Annotated in this window: 11 protein-coding genes and 1 pseudogene; 8 read left to right on the plus strand and 4 right to left on the minus strand. The window is 72.2% G+C overall.

Going from position 1 to position 19,381, the window contains the following annotated elements:
• The 7 genes and pseudogenes from ACWDS7_RS23495 to ACWDS7_RS23525 all read left to right on the plus strand — a co-directional run.
• Positions 1-326 (plus strand): annotated as a pseudogene (locus ACWDS7_RS23495) (hypothetical protein); the annotation flags it as partial.
• A gap of 145 nt (positions 327-471) precedes the next feature.
• A complete protein-coding gene (locus ACWDS7_RS23500; protein ID WP_451931018.1) occupies positions 472-4,983 on the plus strand; it encodes an aminotransferase class I/II-fold pyridoxal phosphate-dependent enzyme in 4,512 nt (1,503 codons plus the stop codon).
• A 78-nt stretch (positions 4,984-5,061) separates the two neighbouring features.
• The gene (locus ACWDS7_RS23505; protein ID WP_451931019.1) at positions 5,062-7,752 is read left to right on the plus strand and encodes an aldehyde dehydrogenase family protein; all 2,691 of its coding nucleotides are present in this window, start codon (positions 5,062-5,064) and stop codon (positions 7,750-7,752) included.
• On the plus strand, positions 7,749-9,443 hold the full coding sequence (locus ACWDS7_RS23510) for a thiamine pyrophosphate-binding protein (RefSeq protein WP_451931020.1): 1,695 nt from the start codon (positions 7,749-7,751) through the stop codon (positions 9,441-9,443). The genes ACWDS7_RS23505 and ACWDS7_RS23510 overlap by 4 nt, the downstream gene beginning before the upstream one ends.
• Positions 9,440-10,690, plus strand: a complete 1,251-nt coding sequence (gene fabF, locus ACWDS7_RS23515; protein WP_306857179.1) for a beta-ketoacyl-ACP synthase II — start codon at positions 9,440-9,442, stop codon at positions 10,688-10,690. The genes ACWDS7_RS23510 and fabF overlap by 4 nt, the downstream gene beginning before the upstream one ends.
• Before the next feature lie 102 nt (positions 10,691-10,792).
• The gene (locus ACWDS7_RS23520) at positions 10,793-11,047 is read left to right on the plus strand and encodes an acyl carrier protein (protein ID WP_306857180.1); all 255 of its coding nucleotides are present in this window, start codon (positions 10,793-10,795) and stop codon (positions 11,045-11,047) included.
• 77 nt (positions 11,048-11,124) lie between these two features.
• Positions 11,125-12,060: an acyl-ACP desaturase gene (locus ACWDS7_RS23525; RefSeq protein WP_451931021.1), complete on the plus strand. Its 936-nt coding sequence runs from the start codon at positions 11,125-11,127 to the stop codon at positions 12,058-12,060.
• 19 nt (positions 12,061-12,079) lie between these two features.
• Here the strand turns inward: ACWDS7_RS23525 and ACWDS7_RS23530 are convergent, their stop codons facing one another.
• The 4 genes from ACWDS7_RS23530 to ACWDS7_RS23545 all read right to left on the minus strand — a co-directional run bounded on the left by ACWDS7_RS23530 (position 12,080) and on the right by ACWDS7_RS23545 (position 18,779).
• On the minus strand, positions 12,080-14,788 hold the full coding sequence (locus ACWDS7_RS23530; RefSeq protein WP_451931022.1) for an ATP-binding protein: 2,709 nt from the start codon (positions 14,786-14,788) through the stop codon (positions 12,080-12,082).
• A gap of 258 nt (positions 14,789-15,046) precedes the next feature.
• Entirely contained in the window at positions 15,047-16,057 is a 1,011-nt protein-coding gene (locus ACWDS7_RS23535; protein ID WP_306857183.1) for an acetamidase/formamidase family protein, read from the minus strand.
• Between the two features lie 157 nt (positions 16,058-16,214).
• Complete coding sequence (locus ACWDS7_RS23540) at positions 16,215-17,612, minus strand: APC family permease (protein ID WP_306857184.1); 1,398 nt, start codon at positions 17,610-17,612, stop codon at positions 16,215-16,217.
• 78 nt (positions 17,613-17,690) lie between these two features.
• Positions 17,691-18,779, minus strand: a complete 1,089-nt coding sequence (locus tag ACWDS7_RS23545) for a substrate-binding domain-containing protein (RefSeq protein WP_451931023.1) — start codon at positions 18,777-18,779, stop codon at positions 17,691-17,693.
• 74 nt (positions 18,780-18,853) lie between these two features.
• Here ACWDS7_RS23545 and ACWDS7_RS23550 point away from each other — a divergent pair, with 74 nt between their 5' ends.
• On the plus strand, positions 18,854-19,330 hold the full coding sequence (locus ACWDS7_RS23550; protein ID WP_451931024.1) for a MarR family winged helix-turn-helix transcriptional regulator: 477 nt from the start codon (positions 18,854-18,856) through the stop codon (positions 19,328-19,330).
• Positions 19,331-19,381 lie beyond the last annotated feature (51 nt).

The following is a 19,381-nucleotide window of genomic DNA, read 5'->3' on the forward strand; positions in this document are numbered from 1 at the left end:
TCGTCACCACCGGCCTGCCGCTGATGGCCCTCAGCGCGTTCGTCGCCGGCGCGGCCATCGCCCCGACGCTGATCGTCATGTACGAGATCGTGGAGACGCTGGTGCCCGCGGCCCGCAGCAGCGAGGGGTTCGCCTGGGTGCAGAGCGCCCTGGTGATCGGCCTGGCGGCGGGTGTGTCGCTCTCCGGCCAGGTGACGGACGCCCTCGACGGGCACCACGCCTTCCGGGTCACCACCGCGGCGGGGGCCGTGGCGCTCGTGATGGCGGCGCTGTACGTGCGGCTCGGGCAGGGCGTGCGGCGCGCCGAGGCCGTGCTCGTGAAATGACGACCGCGCCGGCCGTCCGGAGGGGGCCGCGGTCCCAAGGACTTCGGTAATTCCCTCGGTGGAAAAAGGCCCGGCCGGTGCGATGCTTAATTCGGAAGCGATGACTTGTAAATGCGGCGACGCGCCAACGCGAAGTAGGGACACGATGCGTGATATCGCGATAGTCGGCATGGGATGCCGTTTCCCCGGCGCAGGAAATCTGAACGAATATCTGGGAATCCTGCTCGGCGGCGAGCACCGATTTCATTCGGTGCCGGCGGAGCGTTGGGATCACGGGGTTTTCCACGACCCCGCCGACCGCAGGGCGGCGCGGAAGGCATACACCGACCAGGTGTCCTACCTGGAGGGCATCGACCGCTTCGACGCCGCCTACTTCCGGATGCCGCCGCGGCGGGTGCGGACGATGGACCCGCAGCAGCGGCTCCTGCTCGACGTCGCCCGTGAGGCCGTCCAGGACGCGGGCTGGGAGCGGCGCCCGTTCGACCGGGAGAACACGGGCGTCTACTTCGCGATGAGCACCGCCGACTTCATGTATCTCACGCCCGACCCCATGGACATGGAGCCCTGGTCGATCCCGGGCGAGCAGCTCAACATGGCGGCCACCAACGTCAGCCAGTTCTACGACCTCGGCGGGCCCAGCTTCACGGTGGACTCCTCCTGCTCGTCGGGACTGGTCGCGCTGCACGAGGCCGTCGTCGCGCTCCGCACCGGGGTGTGCGCCGAGGCGCTCGTCGGAGGGGCCTACGTCAACCTCATCCCGCACAGCCTGATCGGCTTCTCCAAGGTGGGCGCGGTCTCGCCCAGCGGCGTGTGCAGGCCCTTCGACCACCGCGCCGACGGCTTCGTGCTCGGCGAAGGGGTCGGCGTGGTGGTCCTGCGCCCGCTGGAGGCGGCGCTGGCCGCCGGCGACCGCGTCTACGCGGTGATCCGCGGCATCGGCTGCTCCAACGACGGCACCACCGACGGGCCGATGACGCCGCGGTCGAAGGGCCAGCGCCTGTCACTGCGCCGGGCCTACGCCGACGCCGGCGTCGACCCCGGCTCCGTGGGCTTCATCGAAGCCCACGGCACCGCCACCACGGTCGGCGACCGGGTGGAGCTGGAGTCGCTGCAGCGGGTCCGGAACGAGTCCGGCGCGGCACCCGATCCCGCCTACCTGGGATCGGTCAAGGCGCTGATCGGCCACTCCCTCACCGCCTCCGGCATGGCCTCCCTGATCAAGACGGCGCTCGCCCTGCACCACTCGGTGATCCCCCGCCAGCCGGAGACCCTGCCGGGCCCGGAGGCGGACCCGGCGGCCGCGGCCCTGCGGATCCCGGACGCCAACGTCCCCTGGCCGCGGACCGGCTCCGCCGTCCGCCGCGCGGGCATCAACTCCTTCGCCTTCGGCGGGACCAACGTGCACGTCGTGCTGGAGGAGGCCCCGGCCGGCCCCGAGCCGGCCGAGCAGCCGGAGCCGCCCCGCGCCGAGCTGTTCCTGTTCTCCGCCGGCTCGGCGGAGCTGCTGGCCGACTATCTCGACCGCTTCCTCGACCACCTCGCCGCCGACCCCGGGCTGTCGCAGGCGTCGATCGCCGCCACGCTCGCCGGGCGCGAGCTGCTCAAGGCACGGCTGGCGGTCGTGGCGGCCGACCGGGACGAGCTCGTCCGGCTGCTGCGCTCGGCGGGTACGGCGCTGCGGGAGGGGAGGACCGGCTCGCTGGGCGACGGCGTGTACGCCGCCGACGCCCCCGTCGACGCCAAGCAGCGCTCGGTGGCGTTCCTGTTCCCCGGCCAGGGCAGCCAGCGGCCCCACCTCCTGGCGGACCTGTACGAGCGCTTCGGCCGCTTCCGCGAGGTGGCCGGCGCGCTCGACGCGGTGGCCAGGGAGAACTTCGGCGTCGACGTCCTGGACAGCGTCTACGGGGAGGGCGCCGACAGCGAGGCGGGCCGGGAGCGGATGAAGGGCACCGACGTGTGCCAGCCCCTGCTGGGGGTGCTCGGCCTCGCGGCCGCCCACCTGGCGCGCTCCTGCGGGGTCACGCCGTCGGTGACGCTCGGGCACAGCGTCGGGGAGTTCCCCGCCGCCGCGGCCGCCGGGGCGATGGACGAGGCCGAGGCGGTCCGCATCATGGGCGGCCGCGGCGCCGTCATGCGGCGGGCGGAGACCGGCGAGGGCGGCGGGATGCTCGTCGTCCAGGCCGACGCCGCCGCGACCGCCGAGCTGTCGGAGGGGATCGACGGCGTGTGGCCCGCGTGCTTCAACCACCCGCGGCAGACGGTCGTCGCCGGGATGCCGGAGGGTCTGGCCGCGCTCGCCGAGCGGTGCGCGGCGGCCCGCGTCAGCGCCCAGCCGCTGGCGGTCTCCAACGCCTTCCACACCCCCCTGCTCGAAGGCGTCCGCGCCGACGTCCGCAAGGACCTGGAGCTGCGCGAGATCGGCCGCCCCGCGGACGCGGCCTTCGTCTCGTGCGTCAGCGGCGCGCGCGCCGAGGACCCCGCGGCCCTGCGCGACCTGTGGGAGGGACACGCCTCGTCGCCGGTGCGCTTCGCCGACGCCACGCTCGCCGCCCACGAGCTGGGCGCCCGGATCTTCGTCCAGGTCAGCGGGGGCCGCTCGCTCCTGGCGATGACCCGGCGGACCCTGGGCGACCAGAACGGCTGCCACTACGTCGCGCTGTCCGGCGACACCCCCGACGGCGGCCGCAGCTTCCTGAGCGGACTGGGCCAGCTCGCGGTGCTCGGGGTGCCGGTGACGCCGCCCGACGACGGCCACCGGCCGGTCGTGGACCTGCCGCCCTCGCCGCTGCTGCGCAAGGTCCACGCGCTGCCCCCCTTCCCGATGCCGGCCGCGCGGCCGGCGGCCGCGGCGCAGGCCGTACGGCCCGGGCCCGCGGTGCCCGCATCCGCCGCCCGGCCGGGACCGGCCGCACCCGCCGCGCAGCCGGGTCCCGCACAACCGTCCACAGCGGAGGAGAGTCATGTGAGCGAGATCGTCAGTCTTTTCCGTGAGCAGATCGCCCTGCTGCGCGCCGCCGGGGCCGGAGCCGGCCTGCCGCCGGCCGCCGGCGAGGCGCTCCTCGCCCAGCAGGCCCCGCGGGCCGTCCCGGCCCAGGCCCCGCAGGCCGTCCCGGCCGCGGCGCCGCCCGGCGGGTCCGCCGCCGTCCGGGACCGGGTCTGCGAGCAGATCGCCAGGATCGGCGCGTTCCCGATCGAGCAGCTGACCGGCCGGACCCTCCTGGTCGAGGAGCTCGGGTTCGACTCGCTGATGATCACGGAGCTGCGGACCTCGCTCCAGGGCGTCTGGCCCGCGCTGGCCGGCGGCCTGACCGGCCTGGCCAAGCGGCCGGCCATCGACGAGGTGGTCGCCGCCGTGGCCGCGCGGATCGGCGTGGCCCCCGAGGTCCCCGCCGCGCCCGTCCCGGACGTCGCCCCCGCCCCCGTCGCGGTCCCCGACGCGGCGGTGCCGCGGCAGCGGGTCGCGATGGAGACGGGCATCGAGGGCTGGGCCGACCTCGTCGAGCACCGGGAGTTCATGAAGGGGATCGGCCGCAACCCCTACTTCATCGACCACCAGGCCAACATCAGCTCGACGACCGTGGTGGAGGGCAAGGAGCTGATCAGCTTCTCCAGCTACAACTACCTCGGCCTCTCCGGGCACCCGAAGGTCAACGCCGCGGTCCGCGAGGCCGTCGAGCGCTACGGCACCTCGGTCTCGGCCAGCCGCTTCCTGTCCGGCAACCGGCCGATCCACCACGAGCTCGAAGCCGAGCTGGCCGCCCTGCTGGGCACCGAGGACGCGGTGGTCATGGTCAGCGGGCACGCCACCAACGTCTCCGTCATCGGGCACCTCGTCGGGGCGGGCGACCTCATCGTCCACGACGAGCTGGCCCACGACAGCATCCTGCAGGGGTGCCACCTGTCCGGCGCCACCCGCCGGCCCTTCGCGCACAACGACCCGGCCGCGCTGGAGGAGGTGCTCAGACGCCACCGCCACCTGCACCGCAGGGCGCTGGTCATCATCGAAGGGGTCTACAGCATGGACGGCGACATCGCCGACCTGCCGGCCATCATCGAGATCAAGAACCGCCACGGCGCCGTCCTCCTCATCGACGAGGCCCACAGCCTCGGGACGGTCGGCAAGTCCGGCGGCGGCGTCGGCGACTACTTCGACGTCGACCGCTCCCAGGTGGAGCTGTGGTCGGGCACCCTCTCCAAGGCCGGGGCGAGCTGCGGCGGCTACGTCGCCGGCTCCCGCGACCTCGTCGACTACCTGAAGTACACCGTCCCCGGCTTCGTCTACAGCGTGGGGATGACCCCGCCCAACGCGGCCGCCGCCCTCGCCGCCCTGCGGGTGATGCGCGAGGAGCCGGAGCGCCTGGAGCGGCTGCGGAGCAACTCCGAGCTGTTCCTGCGGCTGGCCAAGGAGGCCGGCGTCGACACCGGCGTGAGCGCCGACTCGCCGGTCGTCCCCTGCATCGTCGGCGACTCCCGGCAGTGCCTGGCGCTGGCCAACAGGCTCTTCGACCGGGGCATCAGCGCCAACCCCATCCTCTATCCCGCGGTGCCCGAGGAGCTGGTCCGTCTCCGGTTCTTCGTCACCTCCGAGCACACCCCGCAGCAGATCGAACACACCATCGGCGTCCTCGCCGAGGAGCTGAGAAGCCTGTCGAGCTGAGAAGCCTGTCGAGCTGAGAAGAACCCTGCCTGCTCGCAACGAATGGATGAGACATTGGACTGGGCGACCGGAAAAATCGTGACTTCCACCGCTACCTACACCTCGATCGAGATCGAGGAGCTGGCCCTCGGAATGGCCGCGGTCCTGAGCGAACACTCGGTGACCGCGGGCGACCGCGTAATGATCAGCGCTGACAACTCCGCCGAGTACGTCGCGGTGCTGCTGGCCCTGATGCACCTGGACACGTCGATCGTGCTGGTCGACCACCGCGAGACGGCGGCTGAACGGCGCAGGACGAGCTCGGTCTCCGGGGCCCGCCTGCTCATCACCGACAGTGCCGACCTCACCGACCTCAGCGACCTCGTCGCCGGCACCGACACGCTGGCGATCCACTCGCTGGCCGAGGAGGCGCGCCGCCGCGAGGTGGGGGCGGAGTTCCTCTCCCTGTCGGCCTGGCACGCCCGCACCGACGCGCTGATCACCTGGTCCTCGGGGTCGACCGGCTCCGCCAAGGGCGTCGTGCGCTCGGGCCGGGCCTTCCTCAACGACCTGCAGCGCACCCGGGAGCGCATGGGCTACCGCCCGGAGGACGTGCTGCTGCCGCTGCTGCCCTTCTCCCACTTCTACGGGCTGACGCTCGCGATCCTGCAGTGGACGGTCGGCTGCTCCCTGGTGATCGCGCCGCGGGACCGGCTCGACCTGGCCGTGCGGCTGGCCGCCATCGCCGGGGTCACGGTGATCGACGCCACGCCGTCGACCTACCACGGCCTGCACGCCCTGGCCCAGCGGAGGCCGGGGACCCTGCGCGAGCTGAGCACCGTGCGCATGTTCTGCACCGGCGGGGCGCCGCTGCCCGCGTCGCTGGCCGAACGGTTCGAGCGCACCTTCAGCCGCCCGCTGCTCGACGGCTACGGCAGCAACGAGGCCGGCAACATCGCCCTGGCCAACCTCGCCAACCCGGTGGCGTGCGGGCGGCCGCTCACCGACGTGGACGTGCGCGTCCTGGGCCCCGACGGGGAACCGGTGGAGACCGGCAAGGTCGGTGAGATCTTCGTGTCGTCGCCGAGCATGATGGAGGGATATCTCGCGGCCGACGGCACGATCGTGCCGGTCGAGACGGAGCTGTACCCGACCGACGACCTCGGCTACTGGATGCCGGGCGGCAACCTCGTGGTGATGGGCCGCAAATACGCCGTCCACCGGATGGGACACAACCTCTACCCCGAGGCCATCCAGCGCAAGGCGGAGTTCTGCGGGCGCCCGGTGAAGGTCGTGGGGGTCGAGGACGAGCGGCAGGGCAGCCAGCTGGTCTTCTTCGTGGAGGACCCGAACGAGGCGTCGGCGGCGCACTGGCGCACCGCCATCTGCTCGCTGCTGCCGTCCTACGAGCACCCCAACAAGGTCGTCGTGCTGCCCGCCCTGCCGGTCAACGGCGCCGGCAAGCCCGACATCAGGCTGCTGCGCAAGCTCGCCGAGAACGCCGTCTACCGGCCCGCCCGATTACGGCCGCACCGGGCCGTGCCGGAGCCCGCGGACGCCGAGCTCCCCGGCGACCTGGCGAAGGTGCCGTTCGCCGAGCGGGTGGCCGGCCTGCGGGCGCTGGCCGACTTTCTGCACACCGACGCCGACGCCGTCATCGAGATCCTCACCGAGATCTCCGACTACAAGTCGGTGGAGATGGAGATCGACGCGGCGCTGCACACGCTCGCCGGCGCGGTCGAGGAGGTCGTCCGCAACGGGCCGTCCAAGGTGGACAAGATGGCGGTCTTCATGTCCTCCAACGTGCTGCTGTCGTCCTACGTGCTGTACCTGATGGTGCCCGCGCTGTTCACCGAGAGCATCGTGGTGCGGCCGTCCACCCAGGTCGCCGACCAGACCTGGCGGCTGCACGAGCTGCTGGCGCCGGTGCACGGGATCCCGGTCGAGATGACCTCGCTGAGCCAGCGGAAGTTCCGGGAGGGCCCGGTGAGCGAGGCCGACGTCGTGGTCTTCACCGGCACCTACCAGAACGCCGAGACCATCCGCGCGGACCTGTCGCCGGAGCAGATCTTCATCCTGTTCGGGCAGGGCGCCAACCCGTTCATCCTGACCCCCGGGGCCGACGTCGACCTGGCCTCCGAGGACGCCATCCGCATCCGGATGCTCAACTCCGGGCAGGACTGCTTCGGGCCCGACGTCTTCTTCGTCCCCGAGTCCGACGCCCCCAGGTTCGTCGAGGCGCTCGTCAAGCGGCTGTCGGCGATGACCTTCGGCGAGTACGACGACCCGGAGGCGGACTACGGGCCGATGTGCTACCCGAGCGCGATCGTCGAGGCGGCCGAGTTCCTCCGGGACAACGACAGCCACATCATCTACGGCGGGCAGATCGACTTCCGCACCCGCCAGATCCAGCCGACGGTGCTGCTGCGCTCGGTGAAGGAGAAGATGGCGCTCAGCGAGATCTTCTCCCCCATCTTCAACATCGTCACCTACACCGACCTCAAGCAGGTCTACGAGCGCCTGTCGACGGGCTACTACCAGGACCGGGCCATGGGGGCGATGGTGTACGGCGACGCCGCCGAGCTCGTCGAGCACCTGCGCAAGCGGCACATGGTGGCCGTCGACGAGACCCTGCTGGACATCGACGACGGCAACCAGCCCTTCGGCGGCTTCGGGATCATGGCCAACTACGTCAGCCACCGCAAGGAGCGGACGGCCAAGCCGCTGCTCATCTCCCAGGTCGTCGCCGAGTTCGCCTCGGACAAGGCCGAGGCGGTGGGCAGCCGATGACCCCCACCGACAGCGCCGGCTACGCGAGCGCGTGGCACGCGGCCGTCGACTTTCTCCAGGCGAGCGGCGTCGAGACGGTCTTCGGACTGCCCGACGACGACCTCGTCCCGCTGAAGGCGCTCGAACCCACCGACGTCAGGATGGTGCTCTGCCGCGACCAGCGGGCCGCGGCCTTCATGGCGGCCGGTCACGCGCTCAGGTCGGGGCAGACCGCGGTGTGCGTCATCGGCAAGGGTCCCGCGGCCGCCAACGTCGTGGGCGGCCTGGTCGAGGCCCGCTGCTCCGGGGCGCCGATGGTCGTGCTGGCCTCCGGCACCTCCGCCAGCGCGCGGGGCTCGGGGGCCTTCCAGGAGCTGGACCAGATGGCGATGCTGTCGCCCGTGGTCAAGTGGGCACACCGGGTCGACCACCCCGACCGGGTCGTGCCCGCCATCGAGCGCGCCTTCCTGGTCGCCGCCAACGGCGCGCCGGGCCCCGTCTACCTCGAGTTCTCCGCCGACCTGCTGGAGGCCGAGGTGGTCCGCGGCCGTCCGTGGCGGCTGCCGCGGACGCACCGCCCCACGCCGGACGGGCCGGCGCTGGAGACCTCGCTGGCGGCGCTGCGCGCCAGCCGCCGCCCCGTCCTGCTGGTCGGCGGCGGGATGCGGCACCGCAACGCCGACGGCCAGGTGGAGCGGCTCGCCGAACGGCTCGGTGCGGCGATCTTCGTCACCGCGACCGGCCGGGGGAGCGTCGACGAGGACCACCCGCTCTTCTGCGGCCTGGCGGGCCTCTACGCCCCCGAGGAGTCGCATCCGCTGTGGGCCGGGACCGACCTGGTGGTGGCCCTCGGCAGCAGGCTGGAGGAGACGGCCACCTACCGGCCCGGCTTCGCCGGCCCCGGCACCGACGTGCTGCAGGTCAACCTCGAACCGGCCGAGGTGTCGGCCGAATGGGGCGGACCGGTGGTCATCGGCGACGGCGGCGCGGCCGTACGGGCGTGGCTGGCGGGTCTCGCCGAGGAGGGGAACGGGGCCGATCCGGAGTGGGCCGACTCCGTGCGGAGCTGCCACAGCCGGTCGGCCGGACGGGTGGCCGCCGAGCGGCGGCGGGTGGCCGAGCTGCCCGGGATCCACATCGCCGAGGTCCTGCACGTCCTCGACGAGGTGCTGCCGGCCAAGCGGATCCTGGTGCAGGAGAACGGCCTGCAGGACATGTGGTCCTACTTCTACCCCTTCTGGAGCTGTGGCGCCTCGGCCGACTCCATCGTGCCGTCGGAGCAGACCAGTCTCGGCTTCGGCGCCGTCGCCGCGGCGGGGGTGAAGCTCGCCGCCCCGGACCACGCGGTGGCCGCCTTCGTCGGGGACGGCGCCTTCGGCAAGCTCGGCGCCGACCTCGACGTCCTGGTCGACGAGGGGATCGGGGTGCTGTACATCGTGCTGGACAACGGCGGCTACGGCTGGCTGCAGGCCCAGCTCGACAAGGGGGGAGCCGGGAGCTCGCGCTTCCGGTTCGTGCGGGAGCCCGCCGCGGCCGGTGACGGCCGGCCCGGGCCGTACCACGCGGTCGTGGACGACCGGGTGGGGCTGAAGAAGGAGCTGTGGCAGGCGGCGCAGGAGAGCGCCGCCGGCCGCGTGGCCGTCGTCTGGATACCGGTGCGGCTGGAGGACGTGCCGGCCGACCTCACGGAAATGGAGGGACAGCACTCATGAGAACGTACGGACAGCGGCGTGTCGTCATCACGGGACAGGGCGTCATCTCGCCGGTCGGGCTGAGCGTCCAGAACTTCTGGGACGCGCTGCTGGCGGGCCGGAGCGGCGTGGGGCCGATCACCTCCTTCGACACGACCGACCTCCCGGTGAAGATCGCCGGAGAGGTGACCGGGTTCGACCCCCTGGAGTACATGCCCCGCACGGTCAGCCGCAGGATCGACAAGTACGCCCAGTTCGCCGTCGCCGCGGCGATGCAGGCGATCGAGGACTCCAAGCTGGTCATCGACGACGCCAACACCCACCGGGTCGGGGTGCTCATCGGCTCCGGGTACGGTCCCACCGCGCTGGTGCAGTCCGGCACGCTGACGCTCGACGAGCGCGGCCACCGCGCCCTGGCGCCGTGGCTGTCGGCGGCCACCTCGATCGACTGCGCCGCCGGTGAGATCGCCCTCAAGGTGGGCGCCACCGGACCCTCCGGCGCGGTGAGCACGGCCTGCGCGTCGGGGACCTCGGCGGTGGGGGAGGCGATGCGGATGATCCAGCGCGGTGACGTGGACGCGGTCATCGCCGGCGGCGCCGACAACTCCATCACCTCCTTCGACATCGGCTCGACCGCGATGTCCCGGGCGCTGTCGCGCCGCAACGACGACCCGCAGCGGGCCAGCCGTCCCTTCGACAAGGACCGGGACGGGTTCGTCATGGCCGCCGGCGCCGGGGTCCTGGTGCTGGAGGACGCCCGCTCCGCCGAGCGCCGCGGCGCCCCGATCCTCGCCGAGGTCGTGGGGTACGGGGCGACCAGCGACGCCTACCACCCGACCGCGCCGCACCCGGAGGGGCTCGGCGCCCGCCGGGCCATGCAGCTCGCGCTGGACGACGCCAGCGTGGCCGCCTCCGAGATCGACCACATCAACGCGCACGGCACCAGCACCGTGCTCAACGACCGGACCGAGGCCGCCGCCATCCGCAGGGTGTTCGGCGACCACGCCCCCAACATCCCCATCACCGGGGTGAAGTCCATGACAGGGCACATGATCGGCGCGGCCGGCGCCGTCGAGCTCATCGCGACGGTGCAGGCCCTGCTCACCGGCATCGTGCCGCCGACCATCAACTGCGACGACCCCGAGGACGCCGGGCTGAACTTCGTGCCGCACCGGCCGCAGGAGCACGACATCAGGGTGGCGATGAGCAACTCGTTCGGCTTCGCCGGGCACAACGCGACCCTCGTCGTGCGGCGTTTCGAGCACTGACCCAGACCATCCGCCCGCACCGCAACCACAACATCACCAACCAGATCACAACGTAACGGCAACCATGCCGCCCGGACGGCGGCGACAACCGAGGAGAACGAGATGAGCAAGGAACGACTTCTGGCAGAGCTGGCCGAGATCGTCAACGAGGTCGTCGGCCTGCCGGTCAACGAGGTGCAGCTCGACCGGCACCTCCGCGACGACCTGGACATCGACTCGCTGTCGATGGTGGAGATCATGGTCGCCGTCGAGGAGAAGTTCGGCGTGGCGACCCCCGACGAGATCGCCGGCGAGCTGGAGACCGTCGCAGCCGTCATCGACCACATCGAGCGCAACAGCTCGGTGGGCGTGGCCTGAGCCGGTCGTGGCGGGGACGGCCGCTCCGGCCGTCCCCGCCCCGCGGTCCCCCCGATCACTTCAAGGAGGTTGCGCACGTGAGCAGCACGGTTGACCACGAGCGGTCGGCGACCCTGTTCTGGGAGCTGGAGCCGGTCGTGGCCGAGAACATGGAACGCCACCTGGCGGTGGTGCGGGACTGGAATCCACACGACTACGTGCCCTGGAGCCAGGGGCGCGACTTCGCCCTGCTCGGCGGCGAGGACTGGCGGCCGGAGGACACCCGGATCGACCCGGCGGCCCGGGCCTCGCTGATCGTGAATCTGCTGACCGAGGACAACCTGCCCGCCTACCACCACAACCTCATGACCGCTCTCGGGTCGGGCGGCGCGTGGGGTGAGTGGGTCTACCGCTGGACGGCCGAGGAGGCCCGGCACGCCATCACCCTGCGCGACTATCTGGTGGTGACCCGGGCGGTCGACCCGGTGGACCTGGAGAAGCGCCGCATGCAGTTCACGTCCTCGGGCGGCGCCGGCGAGCCGGTGGAACTGCTGCCGAACGTGGTCTACACCGCCTTCCAGGAGCTCGCCACGCGCCTGTCGCACCGCAACACCGGCTCGGCCACGGGCTGCCCGATCGGCGAGCAGCTCCTGGCCCGCATCGCCGCCGACGAGAACCTGCACATGCTCTTCTACCGGAATCTGGTCGGCTCGGCGCTGGAGCTGGCGCCCGACGAGACGATGGAGGCGATCCGGGACGTGGTGAGGGACTTCGAGATGCCCGGCGCCGGCCAGCCCGGCTTCCGGCGCTTCGCCACGATGATCGCCAACGCCGGGATCTACGACCTGCGGCTCCACCACGACAAGGTCATCATGCCCATCCTGCGGCACTGGCAGATCTTCGAGCGCGCGGACTTCACCGCCCGGGGAGAGGCCGCCCGGGAGGACCTGGCGGCGTTCCTGCACAAGCTCGACGCCCAGGCCGGCCGGTTCACCGAGCGCCGCGCGGAGCGGAGCGCCGCGGCGAGGAGATAGCGGCGGCGCTCCGCCCGGCTCATCCCGCCTTGACGAGCGCGACGCGGCTGGAGACGTTCAGCTTCCGGTAGATGTTGGTCAGGTGCAGCTCCACGGTCCGTTGCGAGACGAACAGCAGCTGCGCGATCTCCCGGTTCTTCCTGCCGTCCACCACGAGCTGGGCGACCCGCTTCTCGGCGGGGGTCAGGGCCGCCCACCCGGTCTGCGCGCGCCTGCGAGGGCGCGCGCCGTACCGGACCAGCTCGGCGTGGGCGTGGTCGGCGAGCGCGGTGCCGCCGCAGCGCTGGGCGAGGTCCAGCCCGCGGCGCAGCATGTCGCGGGCCTCGCCCTCCTGGTCGGCCTCCGCGAGCGCGGTCCCCAGCTCGACCACCGCGCGGCCGAGCTCCAGCGCCGCGGGGGACTTCTCCAGGATCTGGACGGCATCGCGCAGGATGGTCACCCGCTTGCGGGGATCGGGGGTGAGCAGGGCCAGGGTCCTGAGGCTGCCGCCCAGGGACCGTCCGGCCGGCCAGGCCCGCGCGGCGACGACCTGCTCCCGTGCGATCGTCCGTGCCCGGGACCCGTCGCCGAGCCGGTCGAGGGCGAGCGCCGCGGCCGAACGCCACATGCTCACCGCCGGGTTGGCCACCCCCCACCGGGCCAGGCGCTCGCCGCAGGCGAGGAGGTCCTCGACGCCCGCCCGGAGGTCGCCGCAGGCGATCCGGAGGCGTCCGCGGCTGTCCAGCAGGTGGTTGTGGCGCCAGGTGCCGGGCGGCTCGTGGGGGAGCCCGGCCTGGCGCAGCAGGTCGGCGGCCTCCTCGTGCTCTCCCCGTTCCAGGAGCACGTCGACCAGCGTGGCGAGATGGTGGAACAGCACGGGCTCCGGCAGGCCGTCGGCGACGGCGGCGACGGCGGCCCGCGCGGCCACCTCCGCCTGCGCGACGTCCCCCCGGCGCAGCGCGACGTGCGATCTCAGCACCGCGAGTTCGGGGACCTGTACGGCGGGCAGGTGCTGTTCGGCGTCGAGGAGCTGCCGCTCCACGGTGTCGAGATGGTCGGCGTACACCAGCGGCAGCAGGGAGAAGCTGGTCACCAGGGAGCCGGCGCCGATCGACCGGCCGGTCGCCGGCGCCGTCTCGGCCTCCCTGATCGAACGTTCGAGGTCCTCGCCGCGCCAGGCCAGCCGAGTGGCCAGCGCCGCCCGGGCCCCGCTGTCGGTGGCGCTCGCGGCGGGGCCCCACTCCCGCCCCGCCGGGCCGGCGTGCAGCGTCTCCAGGATCATCCGGTATCCCCGCAGCCGCCGGCTGAGGGTCGGATCCTGGCCGTCGAGCAGGCCGACATGCTCGTCGAGCACGGAGATCGCGCCGTCGAGGTCCCCCAGGGCGGCCGTGGCGAGGGCGAGGTGCTGCCCGATGAGGGCGTGCTCGGCCGAGGTCCTGACGCCGGTGCTGGCGTGCCGCAGATGCCGGATCGAGGCGCGGGCGTCGTAACCGCCGAGGGCGACGCCCAGCTGCAGCGTCAGCTTCGCCCGGTGGACCGGTGACAGCGAGCTCTGGATCGCCCGCTGCAGGCACGCCGTGGACTGTTCGAGGTCACCCGTCGAGGCCAGCCGCACGGCGACGTCGCAGAGCAGGTCGGTGATCTCCGGGTCGGTGGTGGGGGCCGCGGCGAGCAGGTGGCGCCCTATCAACGAGGCGTCGCCGTTGCGCGCGGCCAGGACCTTGGCGGCGGTCAGATGGTGCCGGCTCCGCTCACCGGTGCGCATGCAGCGGTAGAGCGCGGTCCGCACGATCGGGTGGACGAAGGCGACGGTGCCCCCCGCGCGCAGCAGGCCCAGCTCGGTGAGGGACTGGATCGTGTCGGCGCACACCGAGCCCTCGAAGCCGCACAGCTCCCTGACGAGGGTGGGGCGGGCGCCGCCGCCGAGGACGGCGAGGACCTTGGCGACATCCAGCGAGTGGGTCGAATGGCGGGCGAGCCTGTCCGAGATGTACTGGGCGGTCCGCGGCGGGGCCAGGCCGGGCAGCAGGCCCGCCGACTCCTCGTCCATCGCGACGCCCTCGGCGTCGAGCAGCCGGGCCAGGTCATGGGTGAAACGCGGGTTGCCGCCGGTGAGCTGCCGGCACAGGGCCGCGAACTGCGGGCTGGGCGGCGTCTGCCGGTAGCTCTCCAGGAGCCGTTCGACGTCCTCCTGCCCGAGCGGGCTCAGGTGGATCTCGGTGCGGTTGAGCGTGTTGCGGAGATCGTCGTAGGACTCCCGCGACGCCGGGCGCTCGCCGGTGGACACCGACGCCACCAGCAGGAGTGGGATCCCCGACAGCCTGCGTGCCAGGTGCGCCAGCCAGCCGAGCGACAGGTGGTCGATGCGGTGCACGTCGTCGACGACGAGCGCCAGCGGACCCTCGTCGGTGAGGTGGCGGACATGCTCGTGAAGCCCGGCGAACAGCTCCTCCGGTCCGGAGCCGGGGACGGCGGGCGGCACGCTGACGCGCCCGGGTTCGAGGAGCTCCCGGACGGCGCCGAGTGGCTGCTGGGGGTGCTGATGGCCGCCGGAGGTGAAGAGGACGCGGACCCCGTGCCGCCGGGTTGCCTCCACCACGTAGTTGAGCAGGGCGGTCTTCCCCGCCCCGGCACCGCCTTCCACGATCACGAGGGCGGAGCGGTTCTCCGCGAGGTCACCGATGAGCCCGTCGATGAGTGTGGTCTCATGCCTGCGGCCGACTAACGGGTATGGATCGTTTCCGTGCACATCATCCCCATCTCATCGGGTGAAGTAGCTGCACATGCCGTAAGTATCGTGATTGTCGATAGAGAATCACTCGAAGCAGGTTCAGCGAGATGTGACGGCTCGGTTCCGGCGGCGGTGGCGGGGGCTCGACGGTGGTGACGGGGTTCCGGCGGCGGCGGCGGGTTCCGGCGGCCGCGCGGGGCATGGCCGCGGAAGTTCCGTGTCGCGCGCCCCGGCGGTGCGCGACACGGAACGGCTCTCCGCGGCGGACGCCGTGTGTCAGCGTTCGGCCAGATACCGCCGGCCCAGGGCGCGCAGCCGCTCGTGGGCCGACTCGTAGACGGCGGACCCGCCGAGATACGCCTTGGGGATCTTGGCGAGCATCGTGTAGTTGGTGTCGCAGACGTTGCCGACCGGCGCCTCGCCGATCTGGCTGACCAGCTGGTAGGCGTCCAGGGTGTCCAGGCCGGTGAGGTCGGCGGCCCAGGTGACGAGGTCGTGCTGGCTGATCCGGAAGGCGTCCTCCAGCGGGCGGGCCGAGCCGGTCGACATCAGGTGGGCGTCGTCCTCCAGGCGCGGCCAGGGGGTGCTCACACCCTTGATCAGCTCCACCGCGACCACGGTGTTCATCGCCGCCTCGACGGCCGTGCCGCAGACCTCGCCGTGTCCCTGGCGGGCGTGCCCGTCGCCCACCGCGAACAGCCCGCCCTCGACGTTGACCCCGAGGTAGACGGTCACGCCGGCGCGCAGTTCGGGGGTGTCCATGTTGCCGCCGTGGGCGTCCGGGGTGATCGTCATCCGGGCCTCGGACGCCGCGGGGGCGACGCCGACCGTGCCGTGCATCGGGTCCAGCGGGAGCTCCACCGTGAAGTCGCCCTTGCGGGCGTGGTAGCGGGCCACGCCCGCCTTCACGTCGATGTCGTAGCGCCACACGACCTCCTCCAGGGGAGGGGTGAGCATGGCCGTGGCGTGCGTGCCGGTCAGCGCGCCGAAGTGCGGGAAGGTGGCCGACACCGCCCAGTCCCTGGCGGGCTCGATGGAGACGAAGTGCAGCGCGAGCGTGTCGCCGGGCTCGGCCCCCTCGACGTGGAAGGGCCCGGTGACCGGGTTCAGGTAGGGGAAGTCGCAGACGCTCGACGGCAGGTCGTCGACCGAGCGGACCCGGCCGCCGAAGCAGTCCTCGGTGTACATCTCGACGATCGTGCCGGGCTTGATCCGGCCGATGGCCGGACGTCCGCCGAAGGTGTAGCTCAGCTCCTCGGGGGCGGGCCGGTAGGAGACGATGTTCACCGTGCACCCGCCCGGCTGAGGTTCGTCACCGAGTTGAGCAGGGAAGAGGTGAAACCCTCCTCGACCTCGAGAAAAATTTCGAACATGTGATCTGTCCTTGCGTGGTCGGATCGGTGGGGCGGGGGCCGGCACGTCCCGGCGGAGCCGGGCGCGGTGGCTATCGGTGGGACTTCTCGTGTGTCTCGCCCAGGGCGGCCAGCAGGGGACGGCGGCCGTAGGCGTAGAAGGTGGCGAGCACGAGCACACCGATGCCGAGCCAGATGAGCCCCAGGACCTGGGCCGCGATGTTGGCGTTGATCACCACGTAGACCAGGATCGCGAAGCCGATCACGGGGGCGATCAGGTGCCGCCACCAGTCGCGGCTGCCGCGCCGGATGACGTAGTGGACGACCACCGAGATGTGCAGCGCGAGGAAGGCGGTCATCGCGCCGAAGTTGACCAGGCTGCTGATCAGCGGGATGCCGTCCTCACGGGTGGTCAGGTAGAGCCCGACGGCCAGGGAGATGACGGCCACCAGCAGGGTGGCGTTGACCGGCACCTTGTGCTTGGGGTGGACCTTGGCCAGGAAGGGGGGCAGCTGGCGGTCGCGGGCCATGGCGTACAGCAGGCGCGAGGTGGCGGCCTGGGCGACCAGGGAGTTGGCGAAGCCCCAGGCGATGGCGGTGGCGACGGCGGTCAGGACACTGAGCCAGTGGCCTCCGGCGAACTCGGCCATGTCGTAGAACGCGGTGCCCGCCGGGTCGCCCTTGGTCAGCAGCTCGGTCCGGTTGGGGGTGAGCAGCGCGCCCACCCAGGTCTGCACGATGAACAGCGCGCCGGCCAGGCCCAGCGCCGCGACCATCGACCTGCCGATCTTCCGGCTGTCGACCTTGCTCTCCTCGGCCAGCATGGAGATGCCGTCGAAGCCGAGGAAGGACAGCACCGCGACGGAGACCGCGCCGAAGACCAGCGGCCAGGAGAAGGTCTCGGAGTCGAACAGCGGGGTCAGCGCCCCCGCCTGGGCCTTGCCCATGGCCAGCGCGCCCAGGCCGATGACCAGGAAGATCGCCAGCACGATGAGCTCGCCGATCAGCATGATCTTGGTGATCCGCGCGGTCATCTGGATGCCCGCGTAGTTGACGGCCGTGTTGAGGACCACGAACACGATCAGCCACCCCCAGATCGGGACGGCGGGCACGAACGAGGCCATCGCCGCGCTCGCGATGAGGTAGAGCAGCGCGGGCACCAGCACGTAGTCGAGCAGGATCACCCATCCGGCCAGGAAGCCGATGGGGGGAGTGATGCCCCGGCCCGCATAGGTGTAGACCGAGCCGGCCATCGGGAAGGCCTTGGCCATCTGCGCGTAGGACAGCGCGGTGAAGGCCATCGCGACCATGCCGATGACATAAGCGAGCGCGACCATGCCGCCGGAGGCCTGGAAGACCCCGCCGAAGATGCCGAACGGCGCGATCGGGACCATGAAGATCAGGCCGTAGACGAGCAGGTCGGTGAAGCTCAGGGACCTGCGGAGTTCCTGCTGGTAGCCGAACTGCTCCAGGGATGGCTCGGTGGTCATGGGACGGCTCCTATACGTGGGTGCAGCCGTAACGATAGGACTTTTCCTTGAAAAGGAAAAGGTTTCAGACGGAAGCTTTTAGCGGACGATGTCGAAGTCCAGGCCGTCGGCCCGGCCGATGTGCGCGCGCCGCCGCACGCCCCCGCCCTGGAGCGTCAGCCGTCCCCGCGCGGTGACGATCGAGGTGCCGTCGGCGATCGTGTCCACCGCGGGCACCGCGAGCGTCCCGGCCCGCGAGCCGAGCGCGGCGAGCATCAGCACCGCCTCGTAGCATCCCTGGCCGTGCCCGTTGAGCAGCGGGGCGTCGGGGCCGAAGCGGCGGACGTAGCGCTCGCCGAGACTCAGGCTGTCGTCGGTGACCAGGCTCGCGAAGTAGCCCATCGCCCCGTAGAGCTCGCCGGTGGCGTCACCGCCGATGCCCAGCAGGCCGTGCTCCTCCAGCGCTCCGCACAGCCGCGGGTGCGGCAGCCCGGCCGAGGTGAAGGCCCGGTTGAAGGCGACGAGATCGCTGCCGATCAGGCTGAGCAGCACGGCATCGGCCCGGCTGGCGGTCAGCTCCTCCAGGACCGGCGCGAAATCCCGCATGCCGTACGGCACGTACCGCTCGCCGGCGACCACGACGTTGCGGGCGGCGAGATGGAGGCGGGCCGTCTCGTGGACCAGGCGCGGCCAGACGTAGTCGTTGCCGAGCAGGAACCACCTGCGGGCCCGGCGCCGGTCGATCAGCCAGTCGAGACCCGGCCTGAGCTGGCGGCCGGGGGTCTCGCCCAGGAAGTAGACCCCGGGCGAGTGGCCGCCCCCCTCGTACGGCGGGGCGTAGACGAACGGCACCCGCCCGGCCAGCGCCCGGACCACGGCGATCCGCACGTCGCTGCCGCAGGTGCCGACCACCGCCTCGATCGCCCCGGTGGCCGCCAGCCTCCCGACCTCGGCGGCCACCTGCGCGGCGGGTCCGCCGCCGTCGATCAGGACCAGCTCGACGGGCCTGCCCAGCATCCCACCCGTGAGGTTGACCTCGTCGGCGGCGAGGATCGCGCAGTTGATCGCGCATGGTCCCACCAGGCCGAGGACGCCGGAGACGGGCACCACGAGGCCGACGCGCAGGGCGTGGCTCCGGATGAGCTCGGCTTCCAGAGGTTGGATGACGGGTGTGATGGCTTCTGCCACGTAGACGAGTATCCTCCTAAAAGGAGGGTCTTGGCAGGCCCGTTACTTAGCCGGGATGCAGACGGGAGCTTCACGTGGTGACGACCGGACTGGGATCCTCGCTCGCCTACCTGCTCAGCCGGGCCGAGCGCAGCGTCAACCGCGGCCTGGCCGCCGCGGTGACCGCCGAGGACGTCACGGTCGAGCAGTGGCGCATCCTGCGCGCCCTGGCCGACGGCCGCGGGCACTCGATGGGCGACCTGGCCGAGGCCGTGCTGATGCCGCATCCGACGCTGACCAAGGCGATCGACCGGCTCATCGACCGCTCGCTCGTCTACCGGGGGCACGACCCGGCCGACCGGCGCAGGGTCGCGGTCTTCCTCGCCGACCGGGGAGCCGAGCTGCTCGCCCGGGTGGAGGGCGGGGTGGCCGGTCACCACCGGGTGATCGAGGCCGCCTACGGCACCGAGCGGACCGAGCAGCTCATGCGTGACCTGGAAGGGCTCGTCAGGGCCCTGGACGAGCCCTCCCGGCCGGTCGAGCGGAACCTGAGCGGTCCCGCCCGTTCGTGACGGCGCCGTCCGCCCGTCCCGCCCGCCGGTGACGTGGCCGTCCGCCCGTCC

This window comes from Streptosporangium sp. NPDC003464 (assembly GCF_053588315.1).